Below are 24,009 nucleotides of genomic sequence, written 5' to 3'. Positions count from 1 at the left end.
TATCTCCTAAATTGCTCGCGTCGAAAAACTACGACTTTCTAGTACAGCCAACATAGCCGCAGCAGTATCTAAGGCTGTAAAAAGCGGAATCCCTGCTTCGATAGCAGATGCACGAATAACCTCTCCATCCTCGTCTGCCGCACGCTTTTTGCCTACTGTATTGACAATGGCTTGCACCTTTCCTTTACGGACCAGCTGAGGAATCGACTCTCTTTGGTCTCCACTGATTTTCCCAACAGGCAGACAGTCTAAGCCCTTAGCTTGAAAGGCAGTTGCCGTACCGCTTGTAGCCGCAATAATAAAACCAATTTCACGGTATCTTTCCGCTAGACGGAAGGCCTCCTCCTTGTCCTCATCCGCAACTGTAAAGACGATAGTGCCAAAATCTTCCAAATGCTGATAACTTGCTTCAAAAGCCTTATAAAGTGCTTTTTCAAGAGTTGTATCAGACCCCATAATCTCACCTGTAGACTTCATCTCTGGTCCTAACAAACTGTCAACTTTAGCCAATTTTGTAAATGAGAATACTGGTGCTTTAACGTGCACCTGATTGCTCTCAGGATAAAGACCATCTTGGTACCCCAGTTCCGCAAGGCTTTGTCCCAAAATCAATTTGGTTGCAACCTGGGCCATTGGAATGTCTGTGACTTTGGACAAGAATGGAACCGTACGACTAGCACGAGGATTGACCTCAATCACATATACCGTTTCATCCTTGATAACAAACTGGATATTCATCATACCGATACAGTTGAGACCGATTGCCAAGCGTTTGGTGTAGTCTGCAATGGTCGCCTGTACCTCTTTAGACAGGGTTTGTGGCGGATAAACAGCCATCGAGTCACCTGAGTGAACCCCTGCGCGTTCGATATGTTCCATAATACCTGGAATCAAGACATCCTTACCGTCTGAAATGGCATCCACTTCACACTCACGACCGACGATATACGAATCCACCAAAACTGGGTGCTCTGGTGAAGCCTTGACCGCCGTTCTCATATAAGAACGTAAGTCCTCTTCATTTTCGACAATCTCCATAGCACGACCGCCCAAGACATATGAGGGACGAACAAGTACTGGGAAACCAATCTTGCGGGCCGCCTCTAGAGCTTCCTCTTCGTTGGTTGCGGTTTGGCCTGGTGGCTGTGGAATTCCAAGGTCTTTCAGGGCTTTTTCAAATACATCCCTGTCTTCAGCTCTATCCAAATCCGCTACTTGCGTACCCAAGATTGGAATACCTGCTTTTGCCAATGGCTCTGCCAAGTTGATAGCTGTCTGACCACCGAACTGAACGATAACCCCTTTGGGTTTCTCAAGGTCAATCACATTCAAGACATCTTCCAAGGTCAACGGCTCGAAGTAAAGCTTGTCCGAAACTGAAAAGTCAGTTGACACTGTTTCCGGGTTCGAGTTCATAATGATAGCTTCGTAGCCAGCCGCCTGAATGGCCTTGACCGAATGCACCGTTGCATAGTCAAACTCCACACCCTGTCCGATACGAATTGGACCAGAACCCAGCACTAAAACAGATTCTTTTTCCGAACGGATGGACTCATTTTCCCACTCATAAGTTGAATAGAAATAAGGTGTAGCACTTTCAAATTCGGCTGCACAAGTATCCACCATCTTGTAAACAGGGACAATTTTGTGCTCTGTACGCAATTGACGAATGTAGGATTCTGTCCGTCCCCAGAGTTCCGCAATCTTGCGGTCTGCAAAACCGTATTTCTTAGCTTTTTTCAATAAGTCGATATTATCGTGATTGATTGCCAATTCCTGCTCAATTTCTAAGATATGAAGCAGCTTATCAAGGAAGAAAAGATCAATCTTAGTCAACTGAGCCAGTTCTTCTACTGTATAGCCACGTCGAAGGGCTTCTGAAAGATAGAATAGACGATCATCCTGTGCTTTGACAATCTTTTCAACCAATTGATCATCTGTCACTTGGCTGAGTTCAGGCATTTCATTGTGATAAACACCAATTTCCAAAGAACGGCATGCCTTGAGCAGACTTTCTTCGATATTACGACCAATGGCCATGACCTCTCCAGTTGCCTTCATCTGTGTTCCAAGGCGGCGCTCCCCTTTTTCAAACTTATCAAATGGGAAACGTGGAATTTTAGCCACAACGTAGTCAAGTGCAGGTTCAAACATAGCATAGGTTGTTCCTGTAACAGGGTTCACCATTTCATCCAAGGTCAAGCCAACCGCAATTTTTGCTGCCAATTTGGCAATAGGATAACCTGTCGCTTTGGATGCCAAGGCAGAGGAACGGGACACACGTGGGTTCACTTCGATGACATAGTATTTGAAACTATGTGGATCCAGTGCCAACTGCACATTACAACCGCCCTCGATTTTGAGAGCACGGATGATGCTGAGACTGGCATCACGCAGCATCTGGTTTTCAATATCCGAAAGCGTCTGCGTTGGGGCAAATACGATAGAATCTCCTGTATGAATTCCCACTGGGTCAAAGTTTTCCATGTTACATACGACCAAGGCATTGTCGGCCGCATCGCGCATCACTTCGTATTCGATTTCCTTGAAACCAGCAATGGAACGCTCAATCAAACACTGGGTCACTGGTGACAGTTTCAGACCATTTTCTGCAATTTCACGCAGTTCTTCTTCATTGGCACACATACCACCGCCAGTACCACCTAGCGTGAAGGCTGGTCGAACAATGACAGGATAGCCAATTTCACCAGCAAATTCCAAAGCCTCTTCAACTGTCGTCACAATCGTTGATTCAGGAATAGGTTGATTGAGGTCTTCCATGAGTTGTTTGAAGAGGTCGCGGTCCTCTGCCTGATCAATTGCAGATAGTTTGGTTCCCAACAGCTCAACTCCAAGTTCATCTAAAATACCAGCCTTAGACAATTCCATAGCCATGTTGAGACCAGTCTGACCACCAAGAGTCGGCAAGAGAGCATCTGGACGCTCCTTCCGTAAAATCCGTGTGACAAATTCAAGCGTAATCGGCTCAATATAGACCTTATCCGCAATTTCCTTGTCTGTCATGATGGTCGCAGGGTTTGAATTGACCAAGACAACACTATAGCCTTCTTCCTTTAAAGCCAAACAAGCCTGAGTCCCAGCATAATCAAACTCCGCAGCCTGACCGATAATAATCGGACCAGACCCAATCACCATAATTTTCTTAATATCCGTACGTTTTGGCATAATTTTAAGATATTAAGGGCGTTAAGCGGACACAGTCAAAATAGGAGTTTGACCAAGAACGCTTGCGTTCGAGGAAAAACTATCTTTTTGACCCAGTCCGTAGCCCGAATTCAATTACAAAATCCGAGTAACAGAACACCCTACTCCTTTCTATTTTCTATCTCTCCGGATAGAATTAAATAATAGACCGACGCAGTAAGGTTTAGTTCGATAGTAGTTAGACCTTACTGCCCTTTTTTAAACGAATCCATCAATTCCATAAATTCATCAAACAAATAGCTGGCATCATGTGGACCAGGTGCAGCATCTGGGTGGAATTGAACAGAGAAACCTGGATGGTACTTGTGGCGTACCCCTTCTACCGATTTGTCATTGATTTCCTCGTGGGTAATCATTAAACATTCAGGTAAATCTTCACGAGCCACTGCATAACCATGGTTCTGACTGGTAAAGTCCACTCGACCTGTCGCAATTTCACGAACAGCATGGTTGAAACCACGATGACCAAACTTCATTTTATAAGTCGTTGCCCCATTTGCTTTAGCAAAGAGTTGGTGCCCCATACAGATACCAAAAATTGGAATTTTCCCAAGAATGCCACGAATCATTTCTAGCGCTTCTGGAACATCATCTGGATTTCCTGGGCCGTTTGATAGCATGACACCATCAGGATGGAGGGCAAGAATTTCTTCAGCAGTCGTATCATAAGGGACAACTGTCACATTGCAATCACGCTTGGCTAACTCTCTAAGAATAGAATGTTTCAATCCAAAATCAACCAGAACGACACTACGTCCGACTCCAGGTGCAGGATAGGCTGTTTTAGTCGATACTTGCTGGATGTTGTTGGTTGGCAAAACAGTCGCTCTCAACTGGTCTGTCAAATGCTCAACAGAATCACCGACATTTGCAAGAGTCGCCTTCATGGTACCGTGCTGACGAATAATTTTAGTTAGGGCGCGTGTGTCAATTCCAGAAATTGCTGGAATTTTCTTAGCCTTTAAAAATTCATCTAAAGTCATCTGGTTACGCCAGTTACTTGCCCGACGAGCCCACTCACTGACAACCACTCCCTTACAAGTCGGCTTGATTGACTCGTAATCATCACGGTTAATCCCGTAATTTCCTACCAAGGGATAGGTAAAGGTTAAAATCTGACCATTATAAGACTGGTCCGTGATAGATTCCTGATAACCTGTCATCCCAGTTGAGAAAACCAACTCACCAGTCACATCAATATCAGCACCGAAGGCCTCCCCTTCAAAAATAGTGCCATCCTCTAAAATCAAACGTCTTTTTGACATAATCTATGATACAAAGCCCGTTAAAAGGACAAAGTGAAAATAGGAAATTCGACGCCGACGCTACAAGCGTCAAGACGATATTTATCTTTTTCACACAGTCCTTAGGGCGTGTTCGAATATAAAAATCAAATCTTACTCGAACCTGTATCTTCTCCTTTCTATTTTCTATCTCTCCGGATAGAATTAAATAATAGTCCGACGTTTGTACGGTCAATTCGATAATAATTGACTGTACAAACTAGTGTCAAAGTTAGCAAAGGTCCCATAGGACTTTGCGTAGGAGGACAAATGCTTTAGCATATCATCCGACTTGCTCTGACCGACACAGTAAGGTTTAGCTCGATATTAGATAAACCTTACTGCTAGTGCAAGGGATAGCCTGACCTCCATAGAGGCAGGCGTAGGGAAATGAGTTGCTTGCAACCATTGACCTGTCCCTTGCCTTTCTATTCGTCGCCTCTCTGAGCGACATTAAATAAGATAAGTCTAACAAATTTCTAACTGCTTAGTTCTAAGATCCCTGAACAGTTTACTTTTAAGCCTTGCCATTGACAATTGCTTCCAAAATCGCCATCCGAACAAAGACACCATTTTGCATTTGACGGACAATACGTGATTTTGGCGCCTCTACCAATTGGTCATCGATTTCTACATCACGGTTAACAGGGGCCGGATGCATAACAATTGCAGTATCTTTCAAGCGTTTGTAGCGCTCCTCTGTTAAACCATGCAAACGGTTATAAGTTTCTTTAGAGAATCCACCATCACCATCATGTCGTTCGTGTTGCACACGGAGCAACATCAGTACATCTACCGTTTCTACAATATCATCAATATTCAAATGCTGACCATAGACATCAAATTCCTCTGCGTACCATTCCTCCGGTCCAGCAAAGAAAATCTCAGCTCCCAGACGTTTCAAAATTTGCATATTGGACTTAGCAACCCGTGAGTGTGTAATATCACCTGCAATGGCAATCTTCAAGCCTTCAAAAGTTCCAAATTCTTCATAAATAGTCATCAAATCAAGTAGAGATTGGCTTGGGTGTTGACCTGAACCATCACCACCATTGACAATTGAAGTCTGGATGGTAGGACTATCAATCAATTGCTTGTAATAGTCGACTTCCGAATGACGAATCACGCAAATGTCTACCCCAAGTGCCGACATGGTCAAAATGGTATCATACAAGGTTTCACCCTTATTGACTGAGCTGGTACGAGCATCAAAGTCAATCATTCCCATATCCAAACGAAGCTCTGCCATTTCAAAAGACTTATGCGTCCGAGTTGAATCCTCAAAGAAAAGGTTAGAAGCATAGTACTTCCGATCCAACTCTACCTTTTCACCGCGTTTAAAAGCAATACCACGTTGAATGAGTCCCAATACTTCTTCATTTGAGAGGGTCTCCATTGTAACCAAGTGTTTGAGTGAAACTTTACCATTTGTAATTGTCATGATGATACCTACCTTTATGATCTAGATGTAGAATGATAATTTGTAAATGAAGCGACTATGCACCTTCAACCAGAAGGACAGCGTCTTGACCATCGATTTCAGCCATGTGCACAATGATTTCTTCAGAACGGCTAGTTGGAATATTCTTCCCAACATAATCTGCTCGAATAGGCAACTCCCTGTGTCCACGATCCACAAGTACCGCTAAACTAACACGAGCTGGACGGCCCAAGGACACTATGTTGTCAATAGCAGCACGAATAGTTCGTCCTGTATAAAGCACATCATCTACTAATATAACATCACGATCATTGACATTGGCAGTCATATTTGTCGTATCATCTTCTACCTTCATGTCATCTCGAAACGGCTTGGTATCCAACTCTCCCAACGGAACGTCGATACCCTCTAATTGCTTAAGCCTCTCCTGAATCCTCTTTGCAATGAAAACACCCCGTGTTTTAATCCCTGCAAGGACAATATTATCCAAATTCTTGTTCCGCTCGATAATTTCATAAGTGATACGGGTGATCGCCCGTTTCATAGTCATATCGTCAACGATTTCTTTTGTCTTCATAAGACCTCCAAAAGTATAGAAAAAGTCTCCTTATACAAGGAGACTATGAAAATATAGGCTAGTTAGAACCAACCTGCTTAACATCCGACTCCTTGTCTGCCTCTCTGGACAGGTTTTAAAGGATTTATTAAGCAGAGTATAGCATAAAATCTCAGCCTTGACAATTTTTTTCTGAAAAAATATAGAAATTATCGGATTTTACTGAGAATTTTTTCCAAAAGACAATGAAGTCTTAAGTTTTATGGATTTAAGTCCCGCCAACATAAACCCACAAATCAGATAAGCAACAAAAATTGTACCTGCATAAGTCAAAACATAGGTCCAACCATACTTAGGGACATTGAGAAAGAAATAAGCAAAAGGACTGTCCTTAGCATCTGGGATTGGAATTTTTATGAAAAGACCATTCACTAGACCAAAAATCATATAGAGAACAGGCAAAAGCGTCCACCAAATCGGGTCAAACCACTTGTACTGTTGCTGACGATCTACTATTAGGGTATCTAACCAAAAATATAAGGGAACAATATAATGGCAAAGTAAATTCTCAAGTCGCCAGAAATCGTCTGCCAAAGGTGCCAACATAAAGTGATAGACTACACAAGTAATCATGATAGACATGGTTACAGCAGCCTTTATCCGAAGAAAACGTGACGCCTGTAAATCCACACTTTTACTCATGGCATAGACCATATAGACAGCAAACAGAGATACTAATAAATTAGATTGCACCGTATAATACATGAGCATCCCGATACCATATTTAATGATTTCTAATGCGGTACCTGTGATGGCTAAAATGGCTAACAGGCATCTACTGTAAAACAAAATACTTTGATGTTTCATAATATCCTTTCAAAAACGACAAAAGACTGGATTGACCAGTCCTTTTTATTAGATTTTCTTAACAAATTCAGATTTCAGCTTCATCGCACCGAAACCATCGATTTTACAATCAATATTGTGATCGCCTTCAACAATACGGATGCCTTTAACACGTGTACCTTGTTTAAGGTCCTTAGGCGCACCTTTCACTTTCAAATCTTTGATAAGCGTCACAGTATCGCCGTCCGCCAAACGATTACCGTTAGCATCAATTGCAACAGGTCCACTTTCTTCCTCAGCTACATCTGCTGGGTTCCACTCATAAGCACACTCAGGGCAAACCAAGAGGGCACCGTCTTCATAGACATATTCAGAATTACATTTTGGACAATTTGGTAAAGTTTCCATTCTTACTCTCCTTAACATTTTTCATGTTCTAGTATAGCATTTGTTGAAAAAATGGGCAAGATGATAAGGTTTTCATACTATTATTCAGCCTTGCGCAGTTTTTCAAGTGTCTCCTGAAAAATAGCTGGCGCTTCTGCCGTAAATTCAACAACCTCACCAGTTCTCGGATGGGTAAATCCAAGCGTTCTGGCATGAAGAAATTGGCCATGCCCTTTTAGTGTTTTCCTTGGACCGTAAGCTTCATCACCCGCAACCGGATGACCAATATAAGCCATGTGGACACGAATTTGGTGAGTTCGTCCTGTTTCCAAGGTTAATTCCACCAAAGTGTAGTCACCAAAACGCTCCAGAACCTGAAAACGTGTCACAGCTTCTTTCCCTTTGGCAGTCACCGCTTGTTTCTTGCGGTCTTTTTCAGAACGACCAATCGGCGCCTCAATTACTCCGCGATCGTTTGGTAGATTGCCGTGTACAATGGCCCAATACTTACGAAGGGATTTCTTATCTTTCAATTCAGCAGCAAGCTTTGTATGTGCTTCGTCGTTTTTAGCAACCATGAGCAGGCCAGAAGTATCCTTATCAATCCGATGAACAATTCCTGGTCGCAAGACACCATTGATGCCTGACAAATCTTTTACGTGATAAAGGAGAGCATTAACTAGCGTTCCAGACGTGTGACCAGCCGACGGATGAACAACCATCCCTTGAGGTTTATTTACAACAGCAACATCCTCGTCCTGAAAGACAATCTCTAAAGGAAGATCCTCAGCAACATAGTCGATTTCTTCTACTTCTGGAATTTGATAGGTTAGGACATCCCCAACCTGTACACTATATTTAGCTTTTTTAGGCTGTCCATTGACCAAAACCTGACCAGCCTTAATTTGTTCATTGGCAACTGAACGAGACAAATCCGTCAAATCCGACAATGCCTTATCTAAACGAATGCCACCAATCTCAACTCTTACTTCCATTACTCTCTTCTTTCATAATACAAATAAATAAAATACCTACACCAACTGTCAGACAAACATCTGCTACATTAAATACAGGGAAACTAATAAAATCCAAGTGAAACATGTCCACCACATATCCCAGTCTAAGACGATCAATAAAATTCCCAAGAGCACCAGCAATCATCAAAGACAGACTGAATAAAGTCCAGATATTGCCCTTGATCTGTTTGATATAGTACCACACTAGGCCTGTCACGGCAACAATTGTCATTATCGTGAAAAACCACTGCTGATTTTGTAAAATCGACCAGGCTGCACCATAATTTCTTAGATAAGCTAAGCTCATCAATCCTGGTATAAATTCCGTTACCGTATCTAATTCAACATTGGCAACTGTCCAAGCTTTTACAAGCTGGTCCAGACCAATTAATACTACCATCAAAAATGGAAATCCAATTTTACGCATTTTCATCCTTCTTCTTATCAAAATATGCCTGCATGGTTTCAATAAAGTCTTTGGCACAAGAACTAAGTTCATCATTGGCTCGTTTAACGTAGACCATGCGATTGTCTACCTTTCCTTTGAGAGGAATTACTGTAATGCCATTGACACTCTCATCATCAAGATAGCCCGAACCAGTTGCATAGGCATCCGTACGCTCCAAAATTCCATTCAAAGTAGCACGGTCTGTCACATCAAACACAACCGAGGAATCCGACGTATCAATCAAGTTCTCGGAATAATAGAGATAAGCCTCTTTTTCTTGAGTGAACCGTACGGTAGGTAGACCTACCAAATCTGCTGGCTCAATCTCAGCTTTCTTTGTCAAAGGATGATCTTCACGAAGGTAGATATGAGTCTGAAATGCAGACAAATCTACAGCTTGCAAGTGAAGTTTATCCAATTTCTGCATGATTCCTTTTGTATTTCTCTCGTTCAAATAAATAATACCAAGCTCGCTATAACCTTGAGCAACTTCATCTAAAATCTGTACTGTAGTCGATTCAAAAATGCGAAAATGAGGGTACTGCGGGTGGCTACGAGAGAACTCCGTAATCAATGGGGGAAGAAAATCATAATGCTGACTTGAAATTGAAAAAGTCTTCTCACCTTCCTCAGGTTGCAAATAGAGATGCTCAAACTGATCAAATCCCTTAACTAAAGCCTGAGCTTTCTCATAGAATTCCATCCCTTTTGGTGTCAAAAAAGTTCCTGAACTAGTTCGGCTAAAAATTTGAAAACCTAACTCTTTTTCCAAATCACGAATGGAAATAGACAAACTAGGCTGGGAAACGTACATTTTTTCCGCTGCCTCACGAAAAGTCCCGCTATTGGCAATCGCCACCACATAGCGCAATTGTTGAATATTCATACCCGATACCTCTTAAAACTGCTTCTACCATTATATCAAAAAAAGCAAGAATTTGCTGAACTCTTACGTTTTCGCAAATAGACTAGCCAGTCATGTTCTTCAAAACTAATTTCTTATATAACTTCCAGATTCCCAAATTCTCTTCTTCAACTGCAATTTGAAAGGCTTTGGAATTTCTGTTCATCAAATCATTAATGACTAATTTTACTAAGTTGGAACCCATACCACTTCCTCTGAGCATTTCATCTACTCCTGAACGTAGAACTTATAGGAAGCGCAACAGTGCAGAAGGCAAAATATTTTTATACTATAGTGAAGATATTGCCGTCTCGAATCACTTCTATCGTACACTTTTAAAAATAGCAAAATCAAATTACAAAAAAAGACTCTCCGAAAACAACTCGGAAAGCCTATTGTTAAGCCATTTTCAGACTTATTTTGCGATTGGGTAAACAGATACTTGTTTCTTATCGCGACCTTTACGTTCGAAGCGTACAACGCCTTCTACTTTAGCGTAAAGAGTGTCATCTCCACCACGACCTACGTTAGCTCCTGGGTAGATTTTTGTACCACGTTGGCGGTAAAGGATTGAACCACCTGATACAGTTTGGCCGTCAGCAGCTTTCGCACCAAGGCGTTTCGCTTGTGAGTCACGACCGTTTGACGTTGAACCTCCACCTTTTTTGTGGGCCATAAATTGCAAGTTAGCAAGATTCAAGTTTAACATATGTTATTCCTCCGAATTTCTGTAATGATTGTTTCAAGCTACGCCTTAAGCGTTGATAGCGTTGATAACAACTTTTGTGTAAGGTTGACGGTGACCTTGTTTGCGGTGGCTACCTTTTTTAGGTTTGTACTTGAAGGTAACAACTTTTTTCTGTTTACCTTGTTTTTCAACAGTACCAACAACAGTAGCGCCTGCTACAAGTGGAGTACCCACAACAGTTTTCTCACCACCAACAAGAACTACTTCTTCGAAAGTAACTTCTTGACCTGCTTCAACGTTCAATTTTTCAACGTAGATAGCTTGACCGACTTCAACTTTAACTTGTTTGCCGCCAGTTTTAATGATTGCGTATGTGCTCATTATGCACCTCCTATGGATTTTAGGGCCTTGCCCGAATTTGATGTGAAGACTCGCCTAGTACCGTGGGACGAACCACTTTATAATATTGCTCAATAAAAATTAAGTTCAGACTAGGCGACGCGGACGCAGGTAGAACTTAGGTTCACCAAGTTAAGTCAACGACGTTTGAGCTTAATTTTTGCAGAGCAACGGCATTCGTGCGGTTGCACAGGATGTGTGCATAGTCAACAGTCCTATTATAACAAAAACACCTGCAAATGCAAGTGTTTTGTATCACTTTTCTTACATTTCAAAAACTTCGCTCTCCTGCTTGTTTGGTAAGAACAACGAGAGGACAATTCCGATAAAGGCTGGTAATAACCATGCTAATGATTGTCCAGCCAATGGCAAAGCTGAGATAACTTTTGAAACAGCTGTCCAACCAAATTGACCAGCCAAAACTTCTACCAATGACAAAGCTGTCACTAGTCCCACAGTTAATTGCATACCGTAGGTCGAAAGCGGTACAAATTTGTTCACAATGGTAATCAAGACAATACAGATGGTAATTGGATAGAGAACCAAAAGAACTGGAACAGAGAAGGTGATGATATTGTTCAAACCGAGGTTAGCAATCCCAAAACCAATCAAAGTAAAGATTGTCGCATACACTTTGTAGCTAAAACGTGGGAAACGCTCTGCAAAGAATTCGCCAGAAGAAACAATCAAGCCAGCCGTCGTCGTGAAACAAGTCACGATAACCATAGCTGCCAAGAAAATCTGTGCACCTGGTCCAAAAATAGCTTGTGTTGCTTGGGAAAGAATGTAAACCCCCTTATTGGTATCAGAAGCCAAAACATCAGCAGGCACTGGGAAATGATTTCCTAGGAAAGCCAAACCAACATATAGTGCTGAAAAAGCCAAGGCTACAACAAAACCAACTGACCAGATAGTTGAGACATACTCCTTCTTGCTGGAGAAACCAAGTTGTTTTAAGGTATTCACTGCTACAACACTAAAGGCAATTGAGGCAAGGGCATCAAGGGTATTGTAGCCTTCAATAAATCCTGTACCAAAAGCCTGTCCCGCTGAATAAGCTTCAGAAGCTGGTAGCGGACTAGTTGATCCATACTTGGCAATACCAAGCACAACCAAAATCACAATCAAAATGGCAAAAACAGGGGTTAAAATACGTCCGATACTGTTTAAGATTTGCGACGGATTAAGGGCAATCAAATAGGCTGCCACAAAGTAAAGGGCGGTAAAGCCAAACAACCAGAGACCCAGATTCGCATCACCCAACAAGGGAGCAATACCAATTTCAAAGGACGTTGTTGCTGTACGCGGAATGGCAAAGAAAGGACCGATTGCCAAATACAAGGCAACAAGATAAACAGTCGCAAATGCAGGCGAAATCTTACGAGAAATCTCATGTACATAACCTTTTGGGTTTAAGGTACCGACGATCAAGGCAACGACAGCAATACCGACACCCGATACGACAAATCCTAAAATAGCTGGCCAGAAATTCTCACCAGATAAGACACCAAGTGCAGGTGGGAAAATCAAGTTTCCTGCACCAAAAAACATACCAAACAGGAGTAAACCTGTTAGCGCACCTTTTTTCATAATAACTCCTTTGTATTTTTTCTGAAGTCTTATTATATCATACAAATCCGATTTTTCCGAACGATTCGTATTAAAAAACCCAGCAATAACTGGATTTACATGTATGTCGAAATAATTGTAGGCTACAGTAAGTCCTCAATCAAACTATCCACTTCGTCTTTCACTTCCTCTTTCGGTGTGATTTCAGTTACGATAATCCCAGCCACAGCACGTTCTACCAAGCCTTCTACATCCATACGGGCTTCGTACTGCTCGACATTTTTGATTTTAGGGTTGGTTTTTGGACGGTCAGGGGCAAAGATGGTACAGCAATCCTCAAATGGCTGGATGGAAATGTCAAATGTATCAATTTCTTGAGCAATATCAATGATTTCCAACTTGTCCATGGTAACGACTGGACGGATAACAGGTGTATTTGTCACCGCATTGATAGCCTGCATGGATTCCAAGGTCTGACTTGCCACTTGTCCTAGACTTTCACCATTAATAATAACCATGGCACCACGCTCTTCCCGTACTCGGTCTGTAATCCGCATCATGAAGCGACGCGTCAAGGTCATCAAATAAGCTTCAGGTGCCTTTTCCTTGATTTCTTCCTGAATTTCTGTAAACGGCACTTCGATAAAGGTGATATTACCACCAAAGGCAGTCAATTTACGAGTCAAATCATGGGCCTTTTTAAGTGCACCTGGGCTAGTATAAGGCGGACTTGCAAAGTGCAGGGCTTCGATTTCAACCCCACGTTTAAGTGCTAAATAGCCCGCAACAGGCGAATCAATACCACCTGATAGCATGAGCGTACCCTTGCCAGATGTACCAACTGGAAGACCGCCTGCCCCCTTGATTTCTTCATGGGAAATATAAGCAGCGTCAGGACGAATCTCCACTCGCAAGGTAATATCTGGTGACTTCATTTGCACTTGCACATTTGGAATGGCTGTAAAAACCGCATCTCCAAGGACTTGGTTGAGGTCACGACTATCCAATTCAAAACTGTGGTCGCTACGACGCGCCGCAATCTTGAAAGTCATCCCTTCCTTGTAAATAGACTGCATAATCTCCACAACCGCCTCTTTCAAGGCTGGAACAGACTTTTCAATCTTATAAGATGGTGCAAAATTTTGGATACCAAAAATCTTCTTCAAAGAAGCTGAAACTTCCTGATAATCTGCCCCATTCAAATAGACATGACCACGGTCACGGTCAAAATAAACGGTCACTTCTGGGTAAACAGAAAGGACATGCTTGATATTATTGCGGAGTTTGTTAACAAACCGCATCTTGTTTTTCCCTTTAGTTGACAATTCGCCATAGCGAATCATAATTTCTGAATAGTTCATGCTACCTTACTTTCTGTGTGTTCTGATAAATTTGTTTGAAAATCGTGAGAAATTGCTCGATTTGCCCCATATCGTTGTCATCATCCAAGCTGATACGGACGGCAGTTTGAGCCAACTTCTGCGGAACACCCATAGCAATCAGTGTTCCAGCTGGTTTTCCAGCCTTGGATGAGCAGGCTGAGGTGGTCGAAATGTAAATCTGGTGATCTTCAAAGGCGTGGACAATGACTTCGCCTCGAATATTCTTAATCCCAAAGGTCACAATGCTTGGCACAAAGTCCTCTAGCCCAGAAAAGACTGTCACATCGGCATATTTGCCCAATTCATCCACAAGGATCTGCTTCATAGCCGCCAGCCGCTTCTGGCTATCTACAGCCTTGTCCAAGGTCAAGCGGATCGCCTTAGCTGTCGCGGCAATGCCAGCCACATTTTCAGTAGTTGAGCGTTTGTCGCTTTCCTGTCCTCCTCCTGTCAATAGCGGAGCGATTTTCTTGCCAGCTTTGACATAGACGAAACCTACTCCTCTGACAGAGTGGAATTTGTGACCTGAAAAACTGGCGAAATCAACTCGGTCTGTCAGATACCCTTCCGTTGGCACCTTACCGATAGCCTGCACAGCATCCACATGGAAAGAAATGGTAGGCTTATCAGCTAACAGTTGAGATATTTCCTGAATGGGCTGAATGGCACCAATTTCATTGTTGACGGCCATGATAGAAACCAGTGTGGTATCTGGACGAATCAAGCTTTCTAAGGCTGAAACATCCACAAAACCTTGGGCATTGACCGGAGCCAAATCCACCTCAAAACCTTGCGTTTTGAGCCAAAGTGCTGACTCTTTTACCGCTGGATGTTCAATTGCTGACACGATGATGTGCTTGCCCAGATGTGCCTTTTCAAATGCCACTCCCTTGATGACCCAGTTGTCACCTTCCGTACCACCTGAGGTGAAAAAGATTTCTTTGCTATCCTTGCCTAGCAATTCTGCGATTTGCTTACGGGATGCTTCCAAAATACGGGTTGCTTGACTGCCGAGACTATGGAGGCTAGAGGGATTTCCCCAGATTTTTGTCGCCACTTCCGTATAGGTCTTGAGAACTTCTGGATAGACCTGTGTCGTTGCTGCATTATCAAAATAGATCATTTTTTCATTCCTTTTATTGCAATAGTCCTATTTTATCATGTTTTCATGCCTTTCGGCAATCTTTAAGATAGTTTTAAACTTCCTATCTTAAACTAAAGGTGGAGGTACATCATGAATACACGTAAGAATACAAATAAAAAACCAGCTGGTTTAACTAATTTTCAAAAATACTTAACATTTATAGGTTCAATTTTAGGGATAATTACTGCCTGCATCACTATCTACACCTTTACAGCAAAACCTACAACATCCTCAACATCTCCAAGTACTACCATTTCATCATCCATTGCCACTAGCCCCAGCCAATCATCAAGCGACAATCCATTAACAGAAGTACAAGATTCAACAAGTTCAAGCACCGAAACAACATCCTCAACCCAAACCGAGACAAGCTCTTCAGTAGAGTCTACTGCCTCTTCCTCGTCTACAGAAACGTCTGCTACCCAAGCTTCGGAGACAACGACAGAAACCAGCACTAATACAGAGGTAACTAGTGGGGCATCCGAAACGACTTCTAATCAATAGCACAAAAATATTTGTTTTACTTTCTTGGATTTGATATACTAATTTCAGGAGGGTACAATATGAAATACGTCATTCTAAAAACGCCGATTTTCGTTTGGCTACTGATTTTTGCGCTTATACAAATCTTCGCCTTATCGTCATTTTTACCAGAACCATTTGATACTCGTTCATTGCTCCCCATAGGAGTATTAATCGGCTGTTCAATCAGGGTTTCCAGTGAAGTTAAAGACCAGAATGGCCAGTATGCTCCATTTAAGTACTTATGGTGGGTCATACTAGGATGGACTGGAATCGGTATTTTATTTGGTATCACTATAAAAGCACCACTAGAATTGCACATTGCCCTGATTGTACATGCAATCGCAGGAGGAATAGGCTACCGCCTTATTGAACGTTATGCAGTTTATCGCTATCATTATTTACAGACTAAAAAGAAAGGCTAACCCTTTCTTTTTTGATTACTATAATCTATTTCTCAATTCATCAATATCTGCTTGACTAGTTGACCAGCTGGTCGCAAAGCGGATGATACTGTGGCTATCGTCGTATTTTTCCCAGAAGCCATAGGCAATTCCAGCTTCTGTCAATCTAGTCAATTCTTCATTCTTAACAATAACGAATTGCTGATTGGTCGGGGATTTGAGATAGAATTGAAAGCCTTTCTCTTCCAAAATCTGGATCAGTTGCTCTGCCATTGCGATAGCATGACGCCCCAATTCAAGATACAAGTCTTCAGTAAATAAGCAATCAAACTGGACCCCCATCACTCTTCCTTTCGCCAACAAAGCACCATGGTGTTTGACGATTGATATGAAATTCTTAGGCTGGTTGTTCTTTGTAAATACCAAAGCTTCCCCCATCAAAGCACCGAGTTTTGTCCCACCAATGTAGAAAACATCTGTCAGCTCTGCAATTGTCTTCAAATCAAGATCCGTATCGCGAGCTGCAAGACCATAACCCAAACGAGCTCCATCTAAAAAAAGCGGGATCTTGTGATGACGACAAACTGTTGACAAGGCTTCTAACTCTGACTTGCTATAAAGTGTACCATACTCCGTTGGATGGGAAATATAGACCATACCAGGATGAACCATATGAGCATGATTAGCATCTGCGTAGAAATCGGAAATATAGTCCTCAACTTCACTTGCGACAAGTTTGCCATCCGTATGCGGTAAGGCCAACACTTTATGGCCTGTGAATTCAATTGCTCCCGCTTCATGAACTGCAATATGACCAGTATCCGCCGCAATGACTCCTTCATAGGAAGCTAACATAGACGAAATGACAATTTGATTGGTCTGCGTGCCACCTGCTAAAAACGTAACTTGTGCATGAGGACAGTCCGTAGCAAGTCTGATTTTTTCGATAGCAGATTCAGTATATTTATCAGTGCCATATCCAGATAACCCTTCTTGGTTGCTTGCAACTAAGGCTTCTAGCAAGGTAGGATGGGCACCTTTGTTATAGTCATTTTCAAAATGTAACATATCATGCCTCCTTGATATAATATAACAAAAAAGCCTGTTAATCCAGGCTTTTCAATTTAGTCCACCCTGAGGGAATCGAACCCCCATCTCAAGAACCGGAATCTTACGTGATATCCATTACACTAAGGGTGGAAAGGAAAAACTTGCACAAGGCAAGTTTTGATATGAATTACAATTCAATGTCACCGAAAAGGTCAGCCATTGAGAATCCAGATTGAGTTTCTGGCAATTCGTAATCACGTTTTTCTTCACGTTTTTGACGACGTGGACGTGGAGCACGTTTTTCAGCTTTTTCTTCACCTTCAACTGCTGCTGGACGCTCTTCCAAAGCTTTGATAGAAAGTGATACACGCTCATCAGCTGCGTTTACTTCAAGAACTTTAACAGTTACTTCTTGACCTACTGACAAAGCATCTTTTGGATTTTCAACACGTTTGTGTGAAATTTGTGAGATATGTACCAAACCATCGATACCTGGCAATACTTCAACGAAAGCACCGAAGTCAGTCAAGCGTTTTACTTTACCTTCGATGACATCGCCAGCTGCCAATTTTTGCTCAACACCATCCCATGGACCAGGCTGTGTAGCTTTCAATGACAATGATACGCGACCTTCAACTTCGTCGATTGCAAGAACTTTAACTTCAACTTCTTCACCAACTGTTACAGCTGATTTAGGAGATACGTTACGCTCGTGTGACAATTCAGTCAAGTGCACCAAACCATCTACACCACCAAGGTCGATGAAAGCACCAAAGCTTGTGATACGTGCAACTTTACCAGTTACAACTTCACCAACTGCCAATTTACCGAATACTTCAGCACGTGCAGCTGCAGCTTCTGCTTCAACAACGTCACGACGTGACAAGATGAAACGGTTCTCAGCAGGATCAACTTCTTTGATTTTAGCATCAAATTCTTGACCTACAAAACGCTCAGTGTTACGAGTGAAACGGCTGTCGATCATTGAAGCTGGGATGAAACCACGAAGACCTTCAAATTCAACTGCAAGACCACCTTTAACGGCACGAGTTACTTTAACTGTAACAACCTCTTCTTCACGACCAACAAGCTTGTCCCATGCTTTACGTGCTTCCAAACGTTTTTTAGATACAAGATAAGTAACAGTGTCTGTATCTTTACCAACAACTTGGCGAAGTACTAACAATTCAAGTGTTTCACCAACTTTTACAAGGTCGTTGATATCAGCATCACGGTCGTTAGTCAACTCACGAAGAGTCAATACGCCTTCAACACCAGTACCTGAGATAGCTACGTTTGCTTGACCAGCATCAACTGTCAATACTTCTGCAGTTACCACATCACCAGGTGTAACTTCGCTTACACTGTTCAACAAATCTTCAAATTCGTTCATTATAAAAAAACCTCCGACAATCAGGTCTTTCGACCCAACATAAAATATATTTTATTTAAGGCACACGCAAGGACAACAACAATTAGACATCTTTGACGAACTAGACTATATCTAGTACCTTTACTGGGGTAGCTGGATTCGAACCAACGCATGAGGGAGTCAAAGTCCCTTGCCTTACCGCTTGGCGATACCCCAAAACATTTTCTAAGATAGTATTCTGAAATGAACTCGGGCTAAACGCTGTGTAAAAAAGATAAGTCGCCTAGCAAATCAGGATTTGCAGTCAACTTCCTATTTTTACTATGCGTTTGACGACCTTAGTATCTTAGACATGGAGAGAGAGGGATTCGAACCCCCGAACCCGAAGGAGCGGATTTACAGTCCGCCGCGTTTAGCCTCTTCGCTATCTCTCCGTGCACTAACAGTCACTATTCTAACATAAAATAGCGACTATTACAAGCCTTTTAGTGACTTAAATTATAATTTTCAATAATATTTCCGACTGCTTTTTCTAATTTTTTGTAAAAGCTTTCGGTATTTCCATTTTTAATAACTGCAAAGTTATTTTCAGCCAATTCTGCAATTTCTCCAATTACTTTTTTACCTATAACAAGGCGGTAGCCAGGGAACTCTTCTCTATTGACAAGAACTTTGCTATCTTCAATCTGAATTTCAATTTTTTTATCTTTTTTACTCATTTTCAAACCTCACTTTTACTATTCTACAAAAAAAGAGAAAAGCTTGCAAGTGCAAGCCTTCTGAAATTAATCTACTTCGACAATCCAGCCTTCTGGCGCTTCAATATCACCAAACTGGATACCTGTTAATTCGTCATATAATTTACGAGTGACAGGTCCTACTTCTGTTTCACTATGGAAAACATGGAGTTTGTCTGCAATCTGAATACCACCAATTGGTGAGATGACTGCAGCTGTTCCGCAAGCTCCTGCTTCGACAAACTGGTCTAATTCTTCGACAAGAACTTCTCGTTCCACTGCCTTCATTCCCAGACGATGCTCTGCCAAATACAAGAGAGAATACTTGGTAATGGACGGCAAGATTGATGGCGAAATCGGTGTGACAAACTCGTTATTGGCTGTAATACCAAAGAAATTAGCAGACCCTACTTCTTCAATCTTGGTGTGGGTAGCTGGGTCCAGATAGATGACATCTGAGAAGCCCTGCTTTTTAGCATATTGGCCCGGCAAGAGCGATGCTGCATAGTTACCACCAACCTTAGCCGCCCCTGTTCCATTTGGTGCCGCACGGTCGTACTTGTCCTGAATGAGGAAGTTGGTCGGAGCCAAACCACCCTTGAAGTAGTTTCCGACCGGCATGGCAAAAACGGTGAAAATGTACTCTTCTGCTGGTTTTACGCCGATGATGTCGCCGACACCAATCAGGAGCGGGCGGAGATAAAGGGTACCACCAGTTCCATAGGGAGGAACGTAGTCCGAGTTGGCTTTGACCACCTCTTTACAAGCCTTGATGAAAAGGTCAGTCGGTACAGGCTCCATGAGCAAGCGGTCAGCTGTTCGTTGCAGGCGCTCAGCGTTTTGGTCTGGACGAAAGAGCTGGAGTTTTCCCTCCTTGGTGCGATAGGCTTTAAGGCCCTCAAAGGCCTGCTGACCGTAGTGAAGGGCTGGTGAGCTTTCTGAAATGTGCAGTTCCGCATCTTCGGTCAATTGCCCTTCAGACCATTGGCCGTTTTTGAAATGAGCGATGAAGCGGTAAGGTAGTTTCATATAAGAAAAACCAAGTTTTTCCCAGTCGATTGTTACTGTCATAGGTATTCTCCAAAGGTATTTTTTACTATTTTACTACTTTTGAAAGTGATTTTCAATTAAAAATTCAGAAAATTTTGTGAATATGAGAAAAAGCCTGAGAATTCAGACTTTTACTCGTTAAAAACAAACTCTAGTTGAATTTCAGGTGAGATAGCACTAAACAAATTTTGATAGTAAGTTTTGGCTGACTCTTTTACATCATCCTGATAATCTGCTAGAAATATTTCTTGTTCTGCTGACTGAAATTCATCTGTGATGAGTTGGGCAGTATCGATTTCTTCCGTCGCAAAACTCAGTATCTCACCACTCTTATCATATAAGGTATAAGGTTCTTCTGCATCTAATTCCAATCCAATGACTTCAAAGGCTGGAAGGTTAATTTTGTACCGATTTTCAGAAAGATGTTCAATGGATACAGGACTTTTGATACCAAATTTTGCCTTGTACTTGATGATTAAGAGGGCTGATTTTTCTGAGAAAGGCATTTCTTGACCAAATAAGACCGTGTAGTTTTTAGCGGTCACAATTTTCTGGACAGCTGTATTTAGAAATACCAATTCATTGACTTGCTCGACAGACTCAATAGCCGTATGGACACTCACTTCCTGCTGACTGCTCTTCTCACCAGAGATGTAGCCGTATCCCCATACACCACACAATAACAGAAGGAAGGACAGAACAAGCCATAGATAGACTTTTATACTGAAAAATAATTTGATAATTTTCATAATATGTACCTCCCCTACAGTATAGCAAAAAGACTGCTTTGCGAGCAATCTTTTCATCTTTTTAGTCTATCCAGGTTCTGAAGACTTCTTCATCGGAAATGGTATCCGAAATGAAGCTGCCGTTGCTAGTGCGTTCAGACAGGCTAAGCTGGGTCACATCAACCTCATAGAGTTTGCCCGTTTTAGACTGCACGTGAAGCACTTGACTTGTTGTTTCATCTTCATTTGCTGTACTAAAGAGGTCAAAATCTCCCTGATCCGTCAAGACTGGACCAGCCGCAAAGACACGGTGAGGCTTAGCCTTGAGTTCGCGAAGCACCTGCAAACCACGCTTGGCACGGCTGGTCACAGGGATTTCCTCCGCCGCCATCCGCTTCAAACTACCACGCTGGGTCAGGAGATAGACGGAGCTGGTATTGCTGATAAAGGCCGCAGCCACCACATCCCCATCCTTGAGGTTGACCGCCTTGACACCGGCCGCCTTGGCACCGATGATTGGCACTTCTTCGATGTTAAATCGCAGAGCGTAGCCCTTTTCTGTCATGAGCATGATGTCATCCAAGACCACAGGCGATACGGTAATGACCACATCATCCGCATCTTTGAGCTTGGCATACTTGGTTGACTTAGACTTGTAAGTCCGCCATGGCGTGAACTCCTTCCGCTCCATACGCTTGATTTGACCGTATTTAGTCACCGCGAAATACGTCCCCTCGTCAAAATTCTCTACTAATTCAGCGAAGATAACCTCTTCATTGGTATCAAAGTTCATCAAGGTCTGGCTCAGATGTTCACCGATGTCTTTCCAACGAATATCTGTCAGTTCATGGACAGGTCGGTAGATAACATTTCCAAGATTGGTAAAGAGCAAGAGGTGCTGGGTTGTCTTGGCATTCTGCAAGAAAATCAGCTGGTCATCCTCTCGTTTGCCCATTTCTTCAAGGGTTGAGGCATTGAAAGAACGCGGACTTGTCCGTTTGATGTAGCCTGCCTTGGTCACGCTGACAAAGGTTTCTTCTTCGACAATCAAGCTGGCGGTGTCAATCTCAATCGCTTCTGCCTGATCTTGCAACTCGCTCAAACGAGGATTGCCAAACTGCTTCTTGACCTCACGCAGTTCCTTCTTCATAAGATTGAACATGGTCCGCTCATCGCCGATAATAGCTGCCAAGGTCTGAATCTGCTCGCGTAGGGCTGCTTCTTCGTTTTCCAAGGTCACAATATCGGTATTGGTCAAACGGTAAAGTTGCAAGGTCACGATTGCTTCTGCCTGTTCCTCGCTGAAATCATAGCTGACTTTCAAGTTTTCCTTGGCATCAGCCTTATTTTCAGAGGCACGGATGAGAGCAATGACTTCATCCAAGATAGAAATAACGCGAATTAAGCCCTCAACGATATGCAGGCGTTTCTCAGCCTTTTCCTTGTCAAATTTCGACCGAGAAACGATAATCTCACGACGATGGGCAATGTAACTAGACAGAATTTTCTGCAAGCCAACCTGACGCGGGGTAAAGTTGTCAATGGCCACCATGTTGAAGTTGTAATTGATTTGCAGGTCGGTGTATTTGTAGAGGTAGTTGAGAATGGTCTGCTCATCGCTGTCTTTTTTCAGCTCAATGGCAATTCGCAAGCCCGTCCGGTCTGACTCGTCACGCACTTCTGCAATGCCCGGCACCTTGTTGTTAACACGGACATCATCAATCTTCTTAACCAGAACAGCCTTGTTGACCTCGTAAGGAATCTCGGTAATGACAATCTGTTTCTTGCCAGCCTTGAGTTGCTCGATTTCACAACGGCTACGGACAACGACACGACCCTTACCAGTTTCATAGGCTTTCTTGATTTCGTCAGCCCCTTGGATAATGGCACCTGTTGGGAAGTCTGGTCCAGGCAAGAACTCCATTAGCTTTTCTAATTTAGCTGTCGGATGATCAATCATGTAGACAACAGCATCAATGACCTCCGCTAGATTATGCGGCGGGATGTCAGTCGCGTATCCTGCTGAAATTCCTGTCGCTCCATTGACCAAGAGATTAGGGAAGGCAGCTGGTAGCACAGTGGGTTCTTTTTCCGTATCGTCAAAGTTCCAGGCAAATGGCACGGTCTTTTTCTCGATGTCGGCCAGCAGATAACCTGCCATCTCCGAGAGGCGAGCCTCGGTGTAACGCATAGCCGCAGGCGGATCGCCGTCCATGGAACCGTTGTTTCCGTGCATCTCCACCAAAATCTCGCGGTTCTTCCAGTCCTGACTCATGCGGACCATGGCATCATAAATAGAGTAATCACCGTGCGGGTGGAAATTTCCCATGATATTTCCGACTGACTTGGCAGACTTACGGTAGCCCTTGTCAAAGGTATTGCCGTCCTTATTCATGGAATAAAGAATCCGACGTTGCACGGGCTTGAGACCGTCACGAATGTCCGGCAAGGCCCGTTCCTGAATAATGTATTTGGAGTAGCGACCAAAACGCTCTCCCATGATGTCCTCAAGGGACATGTTTTGAATGTTAGACATAAATTAAGATACAAAGGGACGATTCGGCTTGCCGAAAAATTCCGTAGGAAAATAGGAAATCGACCGACGATGAGAGACATCTAGGGAGATTTATCTTTTTCACTAGGAATTTAGTCCCGTGTTCAGTTAGATAAGCTAGCTGAACCTTCCTTTCTTTGTTTCTTGTCGAAAAATTTTATTTTTATTTTTTAGATACTAGCTTTAGTGATGAAGATGGAAATAAGATAATATAAAGAAATTTATCTCTCTGAGTTTTTTCCTCTTTAAAAAATTTGTAAAATATGTCTAATACTTTCTACCATATTAAACATATTCATAAATG

Annotated in this window: 23 protein-coding genes, 3 tRNA genes and 1 other annotated feature; of the genes, 2 read left to right on the top strand and 24 right to left on the bottom strand. The window is 42.6% G+C overall.

From position 1 onward, the window contains the following. Positions 1-6: 6 nt before the first annotated feature. From carB to ODU46_RS05140, 15 genes are all read right to left on the bottom strand, one after another. Positions 7-3,186: a carbamoyl-phosphate synthase large subunit gene (gene carB, locus ODU46_RS05210; RefSeq protein WP_395382212.1), complete on the bottom strand. Its 3,180-nt coding sequence runs from the start codon at positions 3,184-3,186 to the stop codon at positions 7-9. 224 nt (positions 3,187-3,410) lie between these two features. Further along, a complete protein-coding gene (locus ODU46_RS05205; RefSeq protein WP_024384446.1) occupies positions 3,411-4,490 on the bottom strand; it encodes a carbamoyl phosphate synthase small subunit in 1,080 nt (359 codons plus the stop codon). Between the two features lie 535 nt (positions 4,491-5,025). Next, on the bottom strand, positions 5,026-5,949 hold the full coding sequence (locus ODU46_RS05200) for an aspartate carbamoyltransferase catalytic subunit (protein WP_014637995.1): 924 nt from the start codon (positions 5,947-5,949) through the stop codon (positions 5,026-5,028). Between the two features lie 55 nt (positions 5,950-6,004). Continuing rightward, positions 6,005-6,526, bottom strand: a complete 522-nt coding sequence (gene pyrR / locus ODU46_RS05195; RefSeq protein ID WP_011922318.1) for a bifunctional pyr operon transcriptional regulator/uracil phosphoribosyltransferase PyrR — start codon at positions 6,524-6,526, stop codon at positions 6,005-6,007. A 198-nt stretch (positions 6,527-6,724) separates the two neighbouring features. Then, complete coding sequence (locus tag ODU46_RS05190) at positions 6,725-7,372, bottom strand: Pr6Pr family membrane protein (protein WP_398579347.1); 648 nt, start codon at positions 7,370-7,372, stop codon at positions 6,725-6,727. A gap of 48 nt (positions 7,373-7,420) precedes the next feature. Then, positions 7,421-7,759, bottom strand: coding sequence for a zinc ribbon domain-containing protein YjdM (locus ODU46_RS05185; RefSeq protein WP_012775074.1), 339 nt, complete (start codon positions 7,757-7,759; stop codon positions 7,421-7,423). 80 nt (positions 7,760-7,839) lie between these two features. Beyond that, positions 7,840-8,733 (bottom strand): RluA family pseudouridine synthase, encoded by an 894-nt coding sequence (locus ODU46_RS05180; RefSeq protein ID WP_398579346.1) that lies wholly within the window; start codon positions 8,731-8,733, stop codon positions 7,840-7,842. Further along, a complete protein-coding gene (gene lspA / locus ODU46_RS05175) occupies positions 8,717-9,181 on the bottom strand; it encodes a signal peptidase II (protein ID WP_015646892.1) in 465 nt (154 codons plus the stop codon). Before lspA ends, ODU46_RS05180 begins: the two co-directional genes overlap by 17 nt. Next, positions 9,174-10,088 carry a LysR family transcriptional regulator gene (locus ODU46_RS05170; protein ID WP_398579345.1) on the bottom strand — a complete coding sequence of 305 codons (915 nt, stop codon included), beginning with the start codon at positions 10,086-10,088 and terminating at the stop codon, positions 9,174-9,176. Before ODU46_RS05170 ends, lspA begins: the two co-directional genes overlap by 8 nt. An 82-nt stretch (positions 10,089-10,170) precedes the next feature. After that, positions 10,171-10,329: a transcriptional regulator gene (locus tag ODU46_RS05165; protein ID WP_079394080.1), complete on the bottom strand. Its 159-nt coding sequence runs from the start codon at positions 10,327-10,329 to the stop codon at positions 10,171-10,173. Between the two features lie 192 nt (positions 10,330-10,521). Then, positions 10,522-10,815, bottom strand: coding sequence for a 50S ribosomal protein L27 (gene rpmA, locus ODU46_RS05160; RefSeq protein WP_009909754.1), 294 nt, complete (start codon positions 10,813-10,815; stop codon positions 10,522-10,524). Between the two features lie 45 nt (positions 10,816-10,860). Next, a complete protein-coding gene (gene rplU, locus ODU46_RS05155) occupies positions 10,861-11,175 on the bottom strand; it encodes a 50S ribosomal protein L21 (RefSeq protein ID WP_002941330.1) in 315 nt (104 codons plus the stop codon). A gap of 36 nt (positions 11,176-11,211) precedes the next feature. Further along, positions 11,212-11,390: a sequence feature (ribosomal protein L21 leader region), on the bottom strand. A gap of 67 nt (positions 11,391-11,457) precedes the next feature. Continuing rightward, positions 11,458-12,786 (bottom strand): branched-chain amino acid transport system II carrier protein, encoded by a 1,329-nt coding sequence (gene brnQ, locus ODU46_RS05150; RefSeq protein WP_398579362.1) that lies wholly within the window; start codon positions 12,784-12,786, stop codon positions 11,458-11,460. Between the two features lie 119 nt (positions 12,787-12,905). Next, on the bottom strand, positions 12,906-14,123 hold the full coding sequence (gene thiI / locus ODU46_RS05145) for a tRNA uracil 4-sulfurtransferase ThiI (RefSeq protein WP_044683369.1): 1,218 nt from the start codon (positions 14,121-14,123) through the stop codon (positions 12,906-12,908). A 1-nt stretch (position 14,124) separates the two neighbouring features. Then, entirely contained in the window at positions 14,125-15,267 is a 1,143-nt protein-coding gene (locus tag ODU46_RS05140; protein WP_395381821.1) for a cysteine desulfurase family protein, read from the bottom strand. Positions 15,268-15,378: 111 nt separating this feature from the next. Here ODU46_RS05140 and ODU46_RS05135 point away from each other — a divergent pair, with 111 nt between their 5' ends. Further along, positions 15,379-15,792 carry a DUF6556 family protein gene (locus ODU46_RS05135; RefSeq protein WP_398579344.1) on the top strand — a complete coding sequence of 138 codons (414 nt, stop codon included), beginning with the start codon at positions 15,379-15,381 and terminating at the stop codon, positions 15,790-15,792. A 59-nt stretch (positions 15,793-15,851) separates the two neighbouring features. Next, positions 15,852-16,235, top strand: a complete 384-nt coding sequence (locus ODU46_RS05130; protein WP_336372365.1) for a hypothetical protein — start codon at positions 15,852-15,854, stop codon at positions 16,233-16,235. A gap of 18 nt (positions 16,236-16,253) precedes the next feature. On the opposite strand, the gene ODU46_RS05125 is transcribed toward ODU46_RS05130, so the two are convergent. The 9 genes from ODU46_RS05125 to parC all read right to left on the bottom strand — a co-directional run bounded on the left by ODU46_RS05125 (position 16,254) and on the right by parC (position 23,687). Beyond that, positions 16,254-17,282, bottom strand: coding sequence for a threonine aldolase family protein (locus ODU46_RS05125; RefSeq protein WP_398579343.1), 1,029 nt, complete (start codon positions 17,280-17,282; stop codon positions 16,254-16,256). A 60-nt stretch (positions 17,283-17,342) separates the two neighbouring features. Continuing rightward, a tRNA-Arg gene (locus ODU46_RS05120) sits at positions 17,343-17,414 on the bottom strand. A 37-nt stretch (positions 17,415-17,451) separates the two neighbouring features. Next, complete coding sequence (gene rpsA, locus ODU46_RS05115) at positions 17,452-18,657, bottom strand: 30S ribosomal protein S1 (protein WP_013730343.1); 1,206 nt, start codon at positions 18,655-18,657, stop codon at positions 17,452-17,454. A gap of 123 nt (positions 18,658-18,780) precedes the next feature. After that, positions 18,781-18,852 (bottom strand) — tRNA-Gln (locus tag ODU46_RS05110). Between the two features lie 137 nt (positions 18,853-18,989). After that, positions 18,990-19,070: transfer RNA gene (locus tag ODU46_RS05105), tRNA-Tyr, on the bottom strand. Between the two features lie 51 nt (positions 19,071-19,121). After that, positions 19,122-19,355 carry a DUF2969 domain-containing protein gene (locus tag ODU46_RS05100; protein WP_012775068.1) on the bottom strand — a complete coding sequence of 78 codons (234 nt, stop codon included), beginning with the start codon at positions 19,353-19,355 and terminating at the stop codon, positions 19,122-19,124. 66 nt (positions 19,356-19,421) lie between these two features. Further along, positions 19,422-20,444 carry a branched-chain amino acid aminotransferase gene (locus ODU46_RS05095; protein WP_398579342.1) on the bottom strand — a complete coding sequence of 341 codons (1,023 nt, stop codon included), beginning with the start codon at positions 20,442-20,444 and terminating at the stop codon, positions 19,422-19,424. A 110-nt stretch (positions 20,445-20,554) separates the two neighbouring features. Next, positions 20,555-21,172 (bottom strand): DUF4230 domain-containing protein, encoded by a 618-nt coding sequence (locus ODU46_RS05090; RefSeq protein ID WP_398579341.1) that lies wholly within the window; start codon positions 21,170-21,172, stop codon positions 20,555-20,557. Between the two features lie 61 nt (positions 21,173-21,233). Further along, positions 21,234-23,687: a DNA topoisomerase IV subunit A gene (parC, locus tag ODU46_RS05085; RefSeq protein ID WP_398579340.1), complete on the bottom strand. Its 2,454-nt coding sequence runs from the start codon at positions 23,685-23,687 to the stop codon at positions 21,234-21,236. Positions 23,688-24,009 lie beyond the last annotated feature (322 nt).

Origin of the sequence: Streptococcus sp. 2020WUSS089 (assembly GCF_044427405.1) — a bacterium.
In the GTDB taxonomy this organism is placed as follows: domain Bacteria; phylum Bacillota; class Bacilli; order Lactobacillales; family Streptococcaceae; genus Streptococcus; species Streptococcus hashimotonensis.
The sequence above is the reverse complement of the archived record's forward strand: the minus strand, read 5'-3'. Positions and strand labels throughout refer to the sequence as shown.

Excerpts from the sequence above, each read along its gene's own strand:
- carB (WP_395382212.1), bottom strand. The coding sequence starts at position 3,186 with ATGCCAAAACGTACGGATATTAAGAAAATTATGGTGATTGGGTCTGGT.
- ODU46_RS05205 (WP_024384446.1), bottom strand. The coding sequence starts at position 4,490 with ATGTCAAAAAGACGTTTGATTTTAGAGGATGGCACTATTTTTGAAGGG.
- ODU46_RS05200 (WP_014637995.1), bottom strand. The coding sequence starts at position 5,949 with ATGACAATTACAAATGGTAAAGTTTCACTCAAACACTTGGTTACAATG.
- pyrR (WP_011922318.1), bottom strand. The coding sequence starts at position 6,526 with ATGAAGACAAAAGAAATCGTTGACGATATGACTATGAAACGGGCGATC.
- ODU46_RS05190 (WP_398579347.1), bottom strand. The coding sequence starts at position 7,372 with ATGAAACATCAAAGTATTTTGTTTTACAGTAGATGCCTGTTAGCCATT.
- ODU46_RS05185 (WP_012775074.1), bottom strand. The coding sequence starts at position 7,759 with ATGGAAACTTTACCAAATTGTCCAAAATGTAATTCTGAATATGTCTAT.
- ODU46_RS05180 (WP_398579346.1), bottom strand. The coding sequence starts at position 8,733 with ATGGAAGTAAGAGTTGAGATTGGTGGCATTCGTTTAGATAAGGCATTG.
- lspA (WP_015646892.1), bottom strand. The coding sequence starts at position 9,181 with ATGCGTAAAATTGGATTTCCATTTTTGATGGTAGTATTAATTGGTCTG.
- ODU46_RS05170 (WP_398579345.1), bottom strand. The coding sequence starts at position 10,088 with ATGAATATTCAACAATTGCGCTATGTGGTGGCGATTGCCAATAGCGGG.
- ODU46_RS05165 (WP_079394080.1), bottom strand. The coding sequence starts at position 10,329 with ATGCTCAGAGGAAGTGGTATGGGTTCCAACTTAGTAAAATTAGTCATT.
- rpmA (WP_009909754.1), bottom strand. The coding sequence starts at position 10,815 with ATGTTAAACTTGAATCTTGCTAACTTGCAATTTATGGCCCACAAAAAA.
- rplU (WP_002941330.1), bottom strand. The coding sequence starts at position 11,175 with ATGAGCACATACGCAATCATTAAAACTGGCGGCAAACAAGTTAAAGTT.
- thiI (WP_044683369.1), bottom strand. The coding sequence starts at position 14,123 with ATGAACTATTCAGAAATTATGATTCGCTATGGCGAATTGTCAACTAAA.
- ODU46_RS05140 (WP_395381821.1), bottom strand. The coding sequence starts at position 15,267 with ATGATCTATTTTGATAATGCAGCAACGACACAGGTCTATCCAGAAGTT.
- ODU46_RS05135 (WP_398579344.1), top strand. The coding sequence starts at position 15,379 with ATGAATACACGTAAGAATACAAATAAAAAACCAGCTGGTTTAACTAAT.
- ODU46_RS05130 (WP_336372365.1), top strand. The coding sequence starts at position 15,852 with ATGAAATACGTCATTCTAAAAACGCCGATTTTCGTTTGGCTACTGATT.
- ODU46_RS05125 (WP_398579343.1), bottom strand. The coding sequence starts at position 17,282 with ATGTTACATTTTGAAAATGACTATAACAAAGGTGCCCATCCTACCTTG.
- rpsA (WP_013730343.1), bottom strand. The coding sequence starts at position 18,657 with ATGAACGAATTTGAAGATTTGTTGAACAGTGTAAGCGAAGTTACACCT.
- ODU46_RS05100 (WP_012775068.1), bottom strand. The coding sequence starts at position 19,355 with ATGAGTAAAAAAGATAAAAAAATTGAAATTCAGATTGAAGATAGCAAA.
- ODU46_RS05095 (WP_398579342.1), bottom strand. The coding sequence starts at position 20,444 with ATGACAGTAACAATCGACTGGGAAAAACTTGGTTTTTCTTATATGAAA.
- ODU46_RS05090 (WP_398579341.1), bottom strand. The coding sequence starts at position 21,172 with ATGAAAATTATCAAATTATTTTTCAGTATAAAAGTCTATCTATGGCTT.
- parC (WP_398579340.1), bottom strand. The coding sequence starts at position 23,687 with ATGTCTAACATTCAAAACATGTCCCTTGAGGACATCATGGGAGAGCGT.